Origin of the sequence: Pseudoduganella albidiflava (assembly GCF_004322755.1) — a bacterium.
Taxonomy (GTDB): Bacteria; Pseudomonadota; Gammaproteobacteria; order Burkholderiales; family Burkholderiaceae_D; genus Rugamonas; species Rugamonas albidiflava.
The window spans coordinates 4,880,836-4,896,859 of sequence record NZ_CP036401.1 but is presented as its reverse complement, the minus strand read 5'-3'; the positions used below and the strand labels follow the sequence as shown (position 1 = coordinate 4,896,859).

Sequence of the window (16,024 nt, the reverse complement as noted above, 5' to 3'; positions counted from 1 at the left end):
GACCAGGATACGTCACCATGTTCCTTTCCAATTTCAGTATCAAGCGCCCCGTCGCGACGGTCGTGCTGATCGTCACGCTGATGTGCGTCGGCCTGCTGGCCCTGAGCAAGTTGCGCGTCAACCAAGATCCGGACGTCGAGATCCCGTTCATCGTCGTCGCCATTCCCTACCCGGGCGCCTCGCCCGAGACGGTCGAGCGGGAAGTGCTGAACCGCATCGAGAAATCGCTGCAGAGCATCACCGGCGTTACCGAGATCAACGGTACCGCCGCCGAAGGCTCGGCAACCATCCTGATCAAGTTCACCTTCGAGCGCAACCTGATCGAAGCGTCGGACGATATCCGCAACGCGATCGCTTCGGTGCGCTACAAGCTGCCGAAGGAGATGCGCGAGCCGATATTGCAGCGCATCGACACGTCGGCCCAGCCGATCATGCAGCTGTCGCTGTCGTCCACGGCGCAGAGCCACGCCGAGATCTCGCGCCTGGCCGAGGACGTGCTGGCCGAGAAGTTCCGCGGCATCGATGGCGTGGCCACGGTCAATGTGGATGGCGCACTGCGGCGCGAGCTGTCGGTGTTGCTGAAGGCCGAGAAGCTGCGTGAATACAATGTGTCGATCACCGACGTGGTCAATGCGCTGGACAGGCAGAACACCAATGCGCCGGTCGGCAAGCTGCGCGGCGCGCTGGACGAAAAGAGTATCCGCCTGGTCGGCCGCATCGAACGGCCGGAAGAGTTCCAGCAGGTCGTGGTCCGGCGCAACGGCGACGAAGTGGTGCGGCTCGGGCAGGTCGCGACGATCGAAGATGCGTTCGCCGAGGTCAACGGCCTGTCGATGCGTTCCAACCAGCCCAACGTGGGGATCTCGATCATCCGCTCGCGCGACGCTTCCACCGTCTCGGTTTCCAAGCTGATCCATGCGATGGTCAAGGAAATCGAACCCACGCTGCCCAAGGGCACCACGCTGGAGATCACCAACGACGGTGGCGAGGATGCCCAGAGCAGCCTCAACAACGTGATCGAGGCACTCGTGCTGGGCGCCGGGCTGACCATCTTCGTGGTCTACGCTTTCCTCAATTCCTGGCGCTCCACGCTGATCACGGCGCTGTCGCTGCCCACCTCGGTGATCGCCGCCTTCATCGGCGTCTGGCTGTGCGGCTTCACGCTGAACTTCATGACGCTGCTGGGCCTGTCGCTGGCCATCGGCGTGCTGATCGACGACGCGATCGTGGTGCGGGAAAACATCGTGCGCCACATGCAGATGGGCTCCGACCGCCGCACCGCCGCCATCAACGGCACCAACGAGATCGGGCTGGCGGTGGCCGCCACCACGTTCTCGATCATGGCCGTGTTCATTCCGGTGGCGTTCATGCCGGGCATCACGGGCGAATGGTTCCGGCCGTTCGCGCTGACCGTCACCGCGTCCGTCGCCGTGTCGCTGCTCATCTCGTTCACGCTGGACCCGATGCTGTCGGCCTACTGGGGCGATCCTCCCGGCCACCACGATGCGCCGCGCAAGGGCATCGAGAAGGTGCTGCAGCGCTTCAACCACTGGTTCGACCACCAGGCCGACCGCTACGGCAACGTGATCGCGTGGGCGCTGCATCACAGGCGCTGGATGGCCGCCATCGCGGTGGCCAGCTTCGTCGCCGCCATCGGGCTGCAGATGAAATTCGGCGGCGGCTCGTTCCTGCCGACCACCGACTTCGGCACCATCATGATCGACGTGCGCACGCCGTCGTCGTCGAGCCTGGAGTACTCGAAGCTGAAGATGGTCAAGGCGGCCGAGATGGCGCATTCGATCAAGGAAACCAAGGCGACCAGCACCTACGTGAACCTGACGGGCGGCCGCATCTACGTGGACATCGGCAAGAAGAAGGAGCGCGACCGTTCCGCCACCGAAGTGGCAACGGAGCTGCGCGAAAAGCTGGCGCAACTGGTCGGCGCCGAATACACGGTGCTGGAAGACTTGAACAACGGTGCCCGCAAGCCGGTGCAGATCGAGTTCATGGGCGAGGATTCGCGCAAGCTGATGGAAATCACCAGCCGCTTCATGGATGAGCTGAAGAAGGTGCCGGGCGCGGTCGACGTCAGCCTGTCCGAGCAGGATCCGAAGGATGAGCTGCAGATCGAACTGAACCGTGGCCTGGCGAACTCGATGGGCATCGGTGCCGGCGACGCCGCCACCGCGCTGCGCGTGGCCTTTGCCGGCATCGAAGTGGGCGACTGGGTCGATCCGACGGGCGAAACCCGCGACGTGGCCGTGCGCCTGGCGCCGGAAGACCGCACCAACGCGGAAAACATCGAGCGGCTGCCGATCGCCGTGTCCGGCACGAACCAGATGGTGCCGCTGGACCAGATCGCCACCGTCACGATGGGCAAGGGTCCGGCCAAGATCCAGCACAAGGATGGCAAGCGGGTGATTTCCGTGTCCGCCAATGTGCAGGGCCGCTCGCCGGGCGAGGTGACGGCCGATGCGATGAAGCTGGCGAAGTCGATGGACTTCCCGCCGGGTTACGGCCTGGCCGTGGCCGGTTCGGGCAAGGACATGCAGGAAGTGTTCACGCAGATGGGGATCGCGCTGGTCGCCGGCATCGGCCTGATGTACCTGATCCTGGTCATCCAGTTCGGTTCGTTCACGGCGCCGGTGGCGGTGATGCTGTCGCTGCCGCTGTCGCTGATCGGCGTGGTCGTCGCGCTGCTGCTGACGAAGGGCACGATCAACCTGATGAGCCTGATTGGCGTGATCATGCTGATGGGGCTGGTGGCGAAGAACGCGATCCTGCTGCTGGACGCGGCGCGCAAGCGTGAGGAAGAGGGCTATGGCCGCGAGGATGCGCTGATGTACGCGGGCCGCATGCGCCTGCGTCCGATCCTGATGACGACGTTCGCGCTGATCGCCGGCATGCTGCCGGTGGCGATCGGCCACGGCGAGGGCGGCGAGTTCTACCGTCCGCTGGCCGTGTCGATCATCGGCGGCACGATCACGTCGACCGTGCTGACCTTGCTGATGGTGCCCACGTTCTACGACAGCATCGAGATCACCCGCGACCGCATGTTCGCCAAGTTCAACCGCCGCACCGAGCGCTGGAACGTGGCCGTCGCTGGCGTGATGACCTTCATCGAAGCCATCCTGGCGCTGACGTTCGTGCGCCTCATCTATCGCCTGATCATGAAGGGCGTGCACAAGATCACCGGCCGCGGCACCAAGACGCCGCCGCCGATGGCCGAAGCCGCCTGATCACCACTGTCTTTCTCCGTTGGGGCCGCCACTAGCGGCCCCTTTTTTTAGCAATGAAGGCCGCAGGAAAGAAAACGCCGCGCGTGTTGTAAAACTTCTGGGGACTGTCCCTGCAGGAGAGTCTGTCGCCATGTTGTCTACCCATGTGGTCCATATTGTTTTGCAACAAGCCGAGCAGTGAAATAACCTGCAGGTTGGCGATGCAATTAAAACCAAAAAGTGCGCATTGTCTAGCGGATTGATCAAGCAAATTGTTACGAGAGCTGTTTTGACACATGTTGCAGCGCGAAAAACGTACGCTCGTATCAAAATTTCTGATGGTGTAGTATGCTCGCCCCGCAGCCCCAGCCGTTAGAGGGGAGCAATTATTCGAATGGCAAGAATAGACAGCGAGACTACCTTGGATAAAAAATACCTGACCCTGATCATCACGGCCGCGCTGGCGACCGTGTCCGTAACTGCCGGCGCATCCGGCTACCGCTTCGGCTCGCAGAGCGTGTCGTCGCAAGGCACGGCCGAGGCCAACGGTGCCGAGGCGGCTGACGCTTCCACCATCTTCGCCAACCCGGCCGGCCTGTCCCGCCTGGAAGGCCGCCAGCTGATGACCGGCGTGACCGGCCTGGTGCCGCACTCCACGTACTCCGACAGCGGCTCGACCCGCTTCACCGGGACTTCGACCGGCGGCCAGAAGCTGCAGGACGAATACGCGCCGACCGCGGTGGCGGCGCCCTCGCTGTACTACAGCCAGAAACTCAACAACCAGTGGACCGCCGGCTTCGGCATGTTCGTGCCGTACGGCGCCAACCTGTCGTATGACTGGGACTGGTCCGGCCGCTACGCGCTGACGAACATGAAGCTGACCGCGATCGCGCTGAATCCGTCCATGGCATTCAAGATCAACGAGCGCCATTCGCTCGGCTTCGGCATCACGGCCGAGTTCATGAAGGCCAGCCTGGGCCAGATGGTCGACGTGCCGGGTTCCGTGGCCGCCGCGCAGGCAGCTGGTACGGGCGCGGCGCTGATCCGCCAGATCGTCGCGATGGGCGGCAACCCCGCCGCGCTGGCCTCGATCAGCGACGGCCGCGCCGAAGTCGAAGGCAAGGACTGGGGCTACGGCTTCAATGTCGGCTACCTGTATCAGCCGGCGCCAGGCACCCGCTTCGGCATCGCCTACCGGTCGCACATCGACCACAAGCTGGGCGGTGGTGCCGACTGGGACTTCTCCACCGTGACGAGCGACCGCGTGATCAACGCCATCATCGAGGAGCGTTCGCACCACGAGGACTCCGCTGCGCGCGTGAAGCTGCGCACGCCGGAAACCCTGTCGGTGAACGGCTACCATGAGTTCAACGATCGCCTGGCCGGCGTGTTCGACGTGACCTGGACGCGCCACTCGCGCATGCAGAACATCAACATCGAATTCCTCGGCACCGACAATGGCGACGAGGTGATCCGCCAGCAGTGGAAGAACACCGTGCGTGTCGCCCTGGGCGCAAACTACAAGCTGAACGATCGCGTGCTGCTGCGTGCCGGTATCGCCCACGACGAGGCGCCGGTGCGCAGCGACCAGCTGCGCCATTCCGCATTGCCGGATTCGGACCGCAACCAGCTGTCCTTCGGCGCCAACTGGAAGCTGTCGGCCAATTCGTCGATCGACGTGGCCTACACGTACCTGGACTTCAAGGAAGCGAACAGCAACTACAAGAACGACTGCCGTCCTGGCCTGCTGACCTGCACGGGCAATGGCGAAACCACGAAAGGCAGCTGGAACACGCACATGAACCTGCTGGGCGTGGCGTACAACTACAAGTTCTGATCGCGCCGCCTCGGCGGCTTGCGCACGAAGTGCCGCCACGGCGGCACGAAAAAAAGCCGGCACCTCGCGAGAGGTGCCGGCTTTTTACCTGGGTGCTGATCAGCGGTTCGGCGTGGTGCCGGTGCCCGAAGTACCGGTATCGCCGGTGGTGCCCGACGTGCCGGACGTGCCGGTGCCGGTCGTGCCGGTCGCCGGCGTGGTGGCGCCGTCGGTCGGCGGCGTCGTCGTGGTGGCGTCGGCCGGTGGCGTGGTGGTGCCGCCGGTAGTGCCCATGTCGCCGCTGGTGCCGCTGGCCGGCGGGGTGGCCGGTGCGGCCGGGGTGGTGCTCGTATCCGGCGTTACCGCCGGTGCCGTATCGGTTGCCGCCGGCTGGTCCGCATCGCGGTTCTTGCAGCCGGTCAGTGCTGCGGTGCCCAGCACTGCTGCCAGGATCAGGGCGGACGATTTACTCAGCTTAATCATGTCGACTCCTCATAAAGTGGGTGGGGTGCAACCACCGCCGGCGGTGGGACCGCCGGAATGGTTGCAGGTTCGAGATGTGCCTGATGTTAATAGCCGCTATCCCCCTCAGGCTGGGGCAAGCGTACGCAACAGGGCCGGTATTTCGGCCGAAATCTCCCGTGCCAGGTAACCCAGCACGCCGTACCGGATCGACAGCTGTTCGCCGGCGGACGCATGCAGCGCGATCCCCCATGCGGCAGCCTGCTCCAGCGTGGCGCCACGCGCCACGAGGCCGGCGATGATGCCTGCCAGCGTGTCGCCCGAGCCGGAAATGGCCAGGCCGACATTGCCGCCCTGGTGTTGCCACTGCTGGCCGTCGGGCGTGGCGATCACGGTGGTGGCGCCCTTCAGCGCCACGATCGCGTTCCAGCGCCGCGCGGCCTCCTGCGCCGCCTCGAGCGGGGCGTCGCAGATCCGTTCCTTGTCGCGCCGCGTCAGGTGCGCCAGTTCGCCGGCGTGCGGCGTCATCAGCACCGCTTCGCGGAAGCGGAAATGTTCCATGTCCTTCGGCTCTTCCAGCAGGTGCGGCTCGCCCTGCGCCCGCACCGCGCCCATCGCCGCCGCATCCAGGATCAGCGGCGTGCCGGCGAAGCGCGGCAGCAGGGCATGCACCAGTTCCGCCGTGGCGGCGTCGTCCTGCATGCCCGGGCCGACCAGCATGGCGCCGGGCTTGCTGCCGGCCTTGCCACTGGTGCTGCCGAACAGGTCGCCGAGGCGGCGCGCCGCTTCCACGGTGAAACCGCCGCTGTTCGTTTCGGCCAGGCCGATCACCCGGGCCTCGGGGATCGCCGTCGCCACCAGCGGCGCCACGCTGGCGGCCGTCGCCATCGTCAGCTTGCCGGCGCCGGCCCGCAGCGCGGCCGTCGCCGCCAGCATCACGGCACCCGGCATTTCGCGCGAACCGCCCACGATCAGCACATGGCCGCGGCCTTCCTTGTCGTCGTCGAACGAGGGTTCGGGCAGTGCCCATTCCCGTAACGTGGCGGCGGTGATCTCGGTTGTCATCGATGCTCCTGTCGTCATGCTTTCGGCGCGGCCGGCTGGTCCTTGCTTTTCGTGACCGGGGTACCGGTGGACGTCAGCGGGGCAACGAAGTTTTCCAGGTCGAGCACGAGCTTGCCGCGCTTGCCGGCGGCCGGGTCGAACCGGTAAGAGGTGACGCTGCAGTTCGGCACATCGGCGGCGCGGTCGATGGCCAGGATCGCATCCTCGTCCATCCGTTCCAGCAGGTAACGGAAGCAGTTGACGATCACCTGGTGCCCCACGATCAGCACGCGCTCGCCGCGGTATTCGCGGGTGATGGTATCGAGCACGCTGCGCAGGCGCAGGATCACGTCGCACCAGCTTTCGCCGCCCGGTGGCCGGAAGTAGAACTTGCCCACGTGGCGGCGCTGTTCATGCAGTTCGGGGAACTTGTCGGCAATGCCCAGCGGCGTCAGGCGGTCGACGATGCCGAATTCCTTCTCGCGCAGCCGCTCGTCGGTCGCCACTGTCAGCAGCTCGTCGCGATCGAGGCGGTCGACCACCGCCAGCGCCGTTTCGCGCGCCCGCACGTAAGGCGAGAACAGCACCACGTTGGGCCGCTGCTCCGGCGGCAGCGCACCGAACCATTGCCCCAGCGCGGCTGCCTGGCGCTCGCCCAGTTGCGACAGCGGCACGTCCATGTCCCGTTCGGCGATGTCGATCAGAAACTGCGAGGCGGCTTCCGCCGCTTCACGCGCGACGTTGCCGGCACTTTGTCCGTGCCGCACGATCCAGATCTGTTGAGGCCACTTTTGTTCCATCGCCGTCCGTCCCGGTAATTCGGTTTGCGAATACTAGACGAAACTGCAAAACGGTGGCGCGAGATGGCGGCCCAACCGCGCGCGGCGGCGCGGCTTCCTCAGGCGGGGGTGGTTTCCGATTCGATATCCGCATCGGCATCGTCATCGCGCTCGAACACGGCGACATCCGTCTCGCCCATCACGCGCGAGGTCAGCGTGCCGGCCGTGATCGCGCCGGAAACGTTCAGCGCCGTGCGGCCCATGTCGATCAGCGGTTCGATCGAGATCAGCAGGCCGGCCAGCGCCACCGGCAGGTTCATCGAGGAAAGCACGATCAGCGCGGCGAAGGTGGCGCCGCCGCCCACGCCGGCCACGCCGACCGAGCCGATCGTGACCACGGCCAGCAGCGGCAGCAGGAACGACACGGTAAACGGATCGATGCCGACAGTGGGGGCGATCATCACGGCCAGCATGGCCGGATAAATGCCCGCGCAGCCGTTCTGGCCGATGGTAGCGCCGAACGATGCCGAGAAATTGGCGATGCCTTCCGGCGTGCCGAGCCGCTGCACCTGCGTCTGCACGTTCATCGGGATCGCGCCGGCACTGCTGCGCGACGTGAACGCGAATGTCAGCACGGGCAGGATCTTTTTCGCGAAGCGCAGCGGGTTCAGCCCGGTGCCCGCGACGATGGCGAGATGCACGCCGAACATCAGCAGCAGCGCGCAGTAGGAAGCGGCCACGAAGCCGATCAGGTCCAGGATGTCGGCATAGCTGGAGGTGGCGACCACCTGGGCCATCAGCGCGAAGATGCCATAGGGCGTTAGCCGCAGCACCAGCGTCACGATGCGCATCACGATCGCGTGCGCCACCTTCACCGCATGCTCGAACGACACGAACAGCTCCGGCTTCTTGTCGGCAATGCCGATCGCGGCAATGCCGACGAACACGGAAAAGATGACGACGGCGATGGTCGATGTCTTGCGCCCGCCCGTCATGTCGAGGAACGGATTGGCCGGGATGAACGACAGGATCATGTTCGGCAGCGAGATCGCCTGCGCGTCGGCCAGGCGGCCCTCGAGGTAGGCGCCGCGGGCCACTTCGGCCGCGCTGGAGGTCAGCCCCGCCGCCGACAGTCCGAACAGCTTGGCCATCAGGATGCCGATCGCCGCGGCCACCGCCGTGGTGGCCATCAGCGTGCCGATCGTCAGCGCGCTGATCTTGCCCAGCGACTTCGCATCGCGCAGCTTCAGGATCGCCGCCACGATCGAGACCATGATCAGCGGCATCACGATCATCTGCAGCAGCTTCACATAGCCGGTGCCGACGATATCGAGGTATTCGCCGGTGGTCTTGATGGTGGCGCTGTCGGCGCCGTACAGCGCCTGCAGCGCCGCGCCGAGCACCACGCCGAGGCCGAGCGCCGTGAAGACCCGCACCGTGAAGGTGGCATGCCGGCGCTGCTGGTGGTAGAGGAACCCCAGCAGGAGCAGGGCGGCGGCGAGGTTGAGCAGAACGGAGAACGTCATCGTGATCCTGACCGGTTGAGGAGTCAATAAAGGAGTCGAAAAGATACTGGCCGCACTGGTGTGTGCGGGGAAATCGGGTAATAAAGTTTGGCAGCCATCGAAAACTGGCTGGCGAAATCAATGGATTGGCGTGGCTTCAACGAATTTTACCGCTGTAGCGCCGCTCGCGTGCGACTGCCCTGCCGTGCCCATGCGAATATTGCCTCATATCCTTATAAGTGAAATAACATGAAAGTCCTGCAAAAACTGTTTGGTGCCGGTTATATCGCCGTCGCGATGTTCTTCCTCGTCTGCGGCATCGCGCTGGTCGGCATGGCGGCGTGGGAAATCTGGGAGGCACTGACGGCCGCGGTCGACGCCGAAACGCCGCCCCGCTTCGTCCGCATCCTCGAGTGCATCGGCCTGTTGACGATCGCGGTCGCCTCGTTCGAACTGGGGCAGACCGTGCTGGAAGAGGAAGTGCAGCGCGAAGCCAGCATCAGCACGCCGACCCGGGTGCGGCGCTTCCTGTCGCGCTTCCTGGTCGTGGTGGTCGTTTCGCTATCGATCGAGTGCCTGGTGTCCGCCTTCCAGTCCCTGCACGGCCATCCGGAACTGTTGCCGCACGCCGGCGTGATCGGACTGTGCGCCGCCGGACTGCTGGTGGCATGGGGCATCTTTGTCCGGCTCAACATCCCCGCCGAACACCTCGAGCCGCAAGCCATGCAGGAGGCCCAGGAAGAGGACAAGCACATCTCCACCTGAGTCCGTTGCGCGCTGCGCCGCACGGCGTTGCCGATTGGTCTTGCCTTCTCCGCTACAAACGGTCGCTGTAAGGTGACTGCAACAAAAAAAGCCGCGTATCCCGTAAAGGTCTGCCGCATCGCGCCGTAATCCAACCTTGTATGTTACATTTCCGTGTGGAAATTAATTTTTCGGGTGGAGAGCCATGACGGTCAAGATTCAGGGTCCTGTTGTTTTCGGCAGCATGATGGACGATGTGCAAGAAGGAACGGATTGGGGCGATGTCTTCACCGGCGGCTTCGGCTGGACCGGCGATTACGGCGACGATGCCGTGTTCGGCCATGGCGGAAACGACACGATCAATGGTTCCGATGGCTACGACACGCTGAATGGCGGCGCGGGCAGCGACCTGGTCGACTACAGCGGGGCGTCCGGCGCCGTCACGGTGCACCTGGGCGACGGCACCGCCGGGCTCCAGCTGGAAAACTACAACTGGCGCAACGAACTGCTTGAAATGGACACGCTCGTATCGATCGAGCGCGTGCAGGGTTCCGCCTTCGACGACCATCTCGTCGGCGATGGCGCCGACAACGTGCTGGCCGGCGGCGCGGGCAACAACACGCTCGACGGTGGCCTGGGAATCGACACGGCCAGCTATGCCGGCATGGCGGGCCCCGTGACGGCCAACCTGTACACCCGCCAGTCGAGCACCGGCGAGGGTACCGACACGCTGCGCAGTATCGAAAACCTCACCGGCAGCGATTTCGCCGACATGCTGATCGGCGATACCGCGGCCAACCGGCTCGATGGCGGTGCCGGCAACGACGTGCTGCACGCCGGCGCCGGCAACGATGACCTGGTCGGTGGCCTGGGCGACGACACGGCCGTGTTCACCGGCCAGCGCTCCGAGTACGCGATCGTCACGCTGCCCGATGGCCGGGTCACCGTGAGCGACCTGCAGGCCGGGCGCGACGGCAGCGATACGCTGGCCGGCATCCGCCACCTGAAATTCAGCGATGGCACGTTCGACCTGGCTGGCGTCGATCGCCTGGTGGCCACGGGCGGGCAGGCAACGTCCGTGACGACCCTCGCCGATGGCACCTATGTGATCGCCTGGCAGGCGACCGATGGCAGCGGCAGCGGCGTGTTCTTCCGCCACTTCGACGCGAACGGCTTGCCGATCGGCGACGTCACCCGGATCAACGACGCGGCCGATGGCGACCAGGCCGCCCCGGCGATCGCCGCGCTGTACGACGGCGGCTGGGTTGCCACCTACGCCAGCGGTTCGGACATCGCGCTGCAGCGTTTCAGCGCCGATGGCAGCAAGAACGGTGCGGAAATCGTGCTGGGCGGCGCCACCGGCAAGCTGGCGCCGAAAGTCACCGCGACCATCGACGGCGGCTTCGCCGTGACCGGCCATGCCGCGGCGGCCGGCGGGGGCAGCGATGTGCGGATCAGCCGCTTCGACGCCGATGGCGGCTCGCGCAGCGACCTCGTCGCCGGCACGTCGGTGGCCGCCGCCCACAGTGCGGTCGCGGAGCAGGACAATGGCTACATGGTGGCCTGGCAGGCGGCCGATGGCATCCTGGTGCAGCAGTACCGCTGGGACAACGAAGCGACCGCGGCCGAAGTCAAGCTGGCCACCAGCGGCGTCGTCGGCAGCATCGGCATTGCCACGCTGTACGGCAACGGCGGGCTGGAAGTGGCCGGCACGGTCGTCAGCTGGATCCAGGATGACGGCAATCCCGCCACGGCGGACGATGCGGTGATGGTGCAGCGCTTCGACGCGGCCGGCGCACGGATGGGCGGACCGGTCACGGTAGCGGTGGCCGAATTCCAGCAAGACGCGGCCGCCACCGGCTTGCGCGACGGCGGCTTCATCGTCGTCTGGAGCAACGTGGCCGCCGATGGTACCGCGTCCGTGATGGGGCGCCATTACCACCCCAACGGCACCGCCGCCGGCGCCGCATGGCAAGTCAACCAGGTGAAGCTGACCGGGCAGGTCGGCGCGCCCGCCGTGGCCGAAACGGCCGACGGCAGCGTGATCGTCAGCTGGACCACGACCACGGCCGATGGCGGCAGTCTGGTCTGGCAGCAGATGGTCGACCATGACGGCGCCGCCGAATTTGCCGCGTCGAGCAGTTCCGGCCAACCGCCGGCCGCGCCCCAATTCACGGTGCAGGAGGCCAATGCGCCGGGTACCACCCAGGCATCCGCCCTGGCCGGCCCGGTGGCGAACGACCTGCAGATCATCGACGAAGGCAGTTTCAACACCGGCAACCTGCTGGCCACCGGCACCGGTGCCGCCGGCGCGACGATCACGCTGTTCGATGCGGGCGCGCAGGTGGCCCGTGTGACGGCGGACGCGGCGGGCCGCTGGCGCGTCGAACTGAGCAACCTGAAGGCCGGCGCGCACAGCTTCAGCGCCGTCGCCATCGACGCCCTCGGCCAGACCAGCCAGGCCAGCAAGACGGTCGTGCTGGTCGTGCTGGGCACGCTGGAAGGCACCGCCGGGAACGATGGCGCCGAGTACTTCACCGCGCTGGGCGCGAACGACACCGCCCAGGCACTGGACGGGAAGGAAGGCAACGATACGATCCATGGCGGCGGTGGCGCCGATACGCTGGCCGGCGGCGCGGGCGACGACACATTCCTCGTCGATAACAGCGGCGTGACCATCGTGGAGCTGGCTGCCGGCGGTACCGATACCGTGCGCGCCAGCGTGGACGCGACCCTGGCGGCCAACGTCGAGAACCTGGTCTTTACCGGTACCGGCGGGCGCGTGGGTACGGGCAATGCGGGCAATAATGCACTGGCCGGCAGCAGCGGCAATGACAAGCTGGACGGCGGTGCGGGCAATGACACCCTGGACGGTGGCGCCGGCAACGACACGCTCGATGGCGGCAGCGGCGCCGACGCGCTCGCGGGCGGCGATGGCAATGACCAGTATGTGGTCGACGATGCCGGCGATGTCGTTACCGAGAATACCGCGGCGGCGGGCGGCACCGATACCGTTGCCACCACGCTGGCCAGCTACACGCTCGGCGCCGGCGTCGAGAAACTGGTGCGCACCGGCACGGCGGCGTTCACCGGCATCGGCAACGCGCTGGACAACGACATGACCGGCAGCGCCGGCAACGACCGGCTCGAAGGCGGCGCAGGCAATGACACGCTGCGCGGCAATGGCGGCAGCGACGTGCTGGCCGGTGGCATCGGCAACGATGCGCTGTACCTCGGCACCGGCAGCGCCACCGTCGATGGTGGCGAGGGCACCGACACCCTGTACCTGGCGCGCGCGATCGGCGAGTACAGCCGTGCCAGCAGCGGCAGCGGACTGACGCTGACGGGCCCGGATGGCGAAGTGGTAAGGGCCAGCAACGTGGAACGCTTTTCCTTTGCCGGCGGCACGCCGGTCGACCTGGCAACGCTCACGGTCAGTGCGTCCCCGGTCAGCCAGCAGCTGACGGGCACGGCCCAGGCCGACCAGGTCAATGGCGGCACGGGCAATGACACGCTCGACGGCGGCGCCGGCATCGACACGCTGGCCGGCGGTACCGGCAACGATACCTACGTGATCGACGTGGCGGGTGACCGGATCAACGAACTGGCCGACCAGGGCGTCGACACGGTGCATGCCAACCTCACGGTACGCGGCGCGACATACGTCCTGGCGGACAACGTCGAGCATGCGATCGTCACGTCCACTGCTGCCGTAAACCTCACGGGCAACGGGCTGGCCAACCAGCTGACCGGCAACGCCGCGGCCAATACGCTGATCGGCGGCGCGGGCGACGATACGCTCGATGGTGCCGCCGGTGCCGACCGGCTCGATGGCGGCGCAGGCGACGACACCTACACGGTCGACACCTCGGGTGACAAGGTCATCGAACTGGTGGACGGCGGGCGCGATACCGTGCTGTCCAAGTCCGCCGTGCTGACGCTGGCGGTGAACGTGGAAGACCTGCGGTACACCGGTACCCAGAAGGCAACGCTCACCGGCAATGCCAGCGACAACGAGATCGTCAACGGCAATGGCGGCGGCCGGCTTTCCGGGATGGCCGGCGACGATACGCTGGTCGGCGGTACCGGTGCCGACAGCCTGGTCGGCGCCGACGGCGACGACGTGCTGCAGGCCGGCGGTGGCGCCGACACGCTCGATGGCGGAGCTGGCGACGATACCGCCGTGCTGGATGGCGCGCGCGGCGCGTGGACGATCACGCGCACCGCCGACCGGACCCTGGAGTTGAGCAGCGGCGGGGTCAAGGTGCTGGCGCGCGACGTCGAGAACCTCACGTTCGCCGATGGCACGCTGGCCTTCGGGGCACTGATCGTCTCTGGCACCGCGACCAGCTGGAGCGACGCACTGGCAGGTACGGACGGCGCCGACGTGATGAACGGCCTGGCGGGCGCGGACACGATGACCGGCCTGGCCGGCGACGATACCTACCTGGTCGACAACGTAGACGACAAGGTCGTCGAAGCAGCCAGCGGCGGCGTCGACACCGTGGAAATCGCGATTGCCGCCGCGAATGTCACGTACGTGCTGGCAGAGAACGTCGAGCACGCCACGGTGACGTCGAAGTCGGCCGTGAGCGTGACCGGCAACGGCGCAGCGAACAAGCTGACCGGCAATGCCGGGATCAATACCCTGTCGGGCCAGGACGGCAACGACACGCTGGACGGTGCCGCCGGTAACGACGTGCTGAACGGTGGTGAAGGCAACGACAGCCTGCTGGGCGGCGCCGGCAACGACAAGCTCGATGGCGGCGCGGGCAATGACATGATCGATGGCGGTGCCGGCACCGATGTGATGAGCGGCGGCGCGGGCGACGATGTGTACATCGTCGATATCGCCGGCGACCGCGTGACGGAGCTGGCCGGCCAGGGCAATGACACGGTGCGCACGGCGCTCGCCACGTATGTGCTGGGAGCCGAGCTCGAACAGCTGGTCTACACCGGCAATACCGTGTTCACCGGCACCGGCAACGCGCTGGCCAACCGGATCGAAGGCGGCATCCGCAACGACAAGCTGGCGGGCGGCGCGGGCAATGACACGCTGGTCGGCAATGGCGGCAACGACACCCTCGATGGTGGCGACGGCAACGATACCGTGGTACTGGACGGCCTGCGTTCCACCTACACCATCGAAGCCACCGCCAGTGAAACGCTGCTGTCGTCCGGCACTGTGAAGATCGTGCTGAAAGGCGTGGAAACGGTGGTGTTCTCCGACCGCACGCTGACGGTGGCCGACCTGCTGGTGGGCGCCGCCACGGCCGGCGGCGACTCGATCACCGGCACCAGCGGCGACGACACGCTCGATGGCAAGGTGGGCGCCGATACCATGGCCGGCCTGAGCGGCGACGATACTTACCTGGTCGATGCCGTGGGCGACAACGTGGTGGAAAACGCCGAGCAGGGCACCGACACGGTGCGCATCGCCTTTGTGCAGGCCAGCCAGACCTACGTGCTGGCGGCCAACGTGGAGAACGCGATCGTCGCCAATACGGTGGTCACCCATGTCACCGGCAATGACGGCGACAATGCGCTGACGGGCAACGCCGGCATCAACACGCTGTCCGGCGGCGAGGGCGACGACAGCCTGTACGGCATGGCCGGCAACGACAAGCTCGATGGCGACGCCGGCAACGACCTGCTCGACGGCGGCGCCGGCAGCGATGTGCTGGCCGGCGGGATCGGCGACGATATCTATGTCGTCGACAGCAAGGGCGACAAGGTGATCGAACTGGACGGCGAAGGGTACGACATCGTCCAGACAGCGTACTCGTCGCACACGCTGGCGGACAACGTGGAAGACCTGGTCTATACCGGGACCAGCACCGCGGCCTTCTCGGGCACCGGCAACGACCTGGACAACCTGATCTCGGGCGGCCGCGGCAAGGACCGCCTGTCCGGCGGTGCCGGCAGCGATACGCTGTCCGGCGGCGAGGGCGACGACGCGCTGACCGGCGGTGCCGGCGACGACGTGTTCCGCCTGGACCTGGGCTCGAACGACACGGTGGCCGACTACAAGGCCGGCGAAGATACCGTATGGTTCGATGTGACGGGCCTGAAGCTGGGCGCCGTCGGCGCCGTGCAATCGGCATCGACGGGCGGCTTCTCCGCCGAGGCCAGCCTGGTGGTGTTCGATGTAAACGCCAAGAAGCTCGACGTGGCCAGCGCCGCGGCGGCGATCGGCAGCGCCGACGGGTCCTATGCGAACGGCGACGTGGCCTTCTTCGCGATCGACAACGGCACGACGACCGGCCTGTATAAATTCATGTCGAATGGCGCCGACGCTGTCGTATCGGCCGGCGAACTGACCCAGGTCGCCACGCTGACCGGCGTGAAGGATGCGTCGCTGGTGGAGTTCGACCTGTTCTTCGGCTGATCGCATAGCCTGCGTTAAAGATCGCACAGCCTTCGTTAAAAAAAGCCGCCCGGCACGAGCCGGGCGGC

The 16,024-nt window shown here is 66.3% G+C and carries 8 protein-coding genes; 4 read left to right on the top strand and 4 right to left on the bottom strand.

All coding sequences use genetic code 11. The features are described from left to right. Positions 1-17: 17 nt before the first annotated feature. Positions 18-3,239, top strand: a complete 3,222-nt coding sequence (locus EYF70_RS20275) for an efflux RND transporter permease subunit (protein ID WP_131147031.1) — start codon at positions 18-20, stop codon at positions 3,237-3,239. 400 nt (positions 3,240-3,639) lie between these two features. Further along, a complete protein-coding gene (locus EYF70_RS20270; RefSeq protein ID WP_131147030.1) occupies positions 3,640-5,055 on the top strand; it encodes an OmpP1/FadL family transporter in 1,416 nt (471 codons plus the stop codon). Positions 5,056-5,154: 99 nt separating this feature from the next. On the opposite strand, the gene EYF70_RS20265 is transcribed toward EYF70_RS20270, so the two are convergent. From EYF70_RS20265 to EYF70_RS20250, 4 genes are all read right to left on the bottom strand, one after another. Next, on the bottom strand, positions 5,155-5,517 hold the full coding sequence (locus tag EYF70_RS20265) for a hypothetical protein (RefSeq protein ID WP_131147029.1): 363 nt from the start codon (positions 5,515-5,517) through the stop codon (positions 5,155-5,157). Between the two features lie 105 nt (positions 5,518-5,622). Continuing rightward, positions 5,623-6,561 carry an NAD(P)H-hydrate dehydratase gene (locus EYF70_RS20260; RefSeq protein WP_131147028.1) on the bottom strand — a complete coding sequence of 313 codons (939 nt, stop codon included), beginning with the start codon at positions 6,559-6,561 and terminating at the stop codon, positions 5,623-5,625. Between the two features lie 14 nt (positions 6,562-6,575). Continuing rightward, complete coding sequence (locus EYF70_RS20255; protein ID WP_307722060.1) at positions 6,576-7,307, bottom strand: histidine phosphatase family protein; 732 nt, start codon at positions 7,305-7,307, stop codon at positions 6,576-6,578. A 131-nt stretch (positions 7,308-7,438) separates the two neighbouring features. Continuing rightward, positions 7,439-8,845, bottom strand: a complete 1,407-nt coding sequence (locus tag EYF70_RS20250) for an L-cystine transporter (RefSeq protein ID WP_131147026.1) — start codon at positions 8,843-8,845, stop codon at positions 7,439-7,441. Positions 8,846-9,073: 228 nt separating this feature from the next. Here EYF70_RS20250 and EYF70_RS20245 point away from each other — a divergent pair, with 228 nt between their 5' ends. Together EYF70_RS20245 and EYF70_RS20240 are read left to right on the top strand one after the other, a co-directional pair. Beyond that, positions 9,074-9,589, top strand: a complete 516-nt coding sequence (locus tag EYF70_RS20245) for a hypothetical protein (RefSeq protein ID WP_131147025.1) — start codon at positions 9,074-9,076, stop codon at positions 9,587-9,589. Between the two features lie 184 nt (positions 9,590-9,773). Further along, a complete protein-coding gene (locus EYF70_RS20240; protein ID WP_131147024.1) occupies positions 9,774-15,956 on the top strand; it encodes a calcium-binding protein in 6,183 nt (2,060 codons plus the stop codon). The last annotated feature ends 68 nt before the right edge of the window (positions 15,957-16,024 follow it).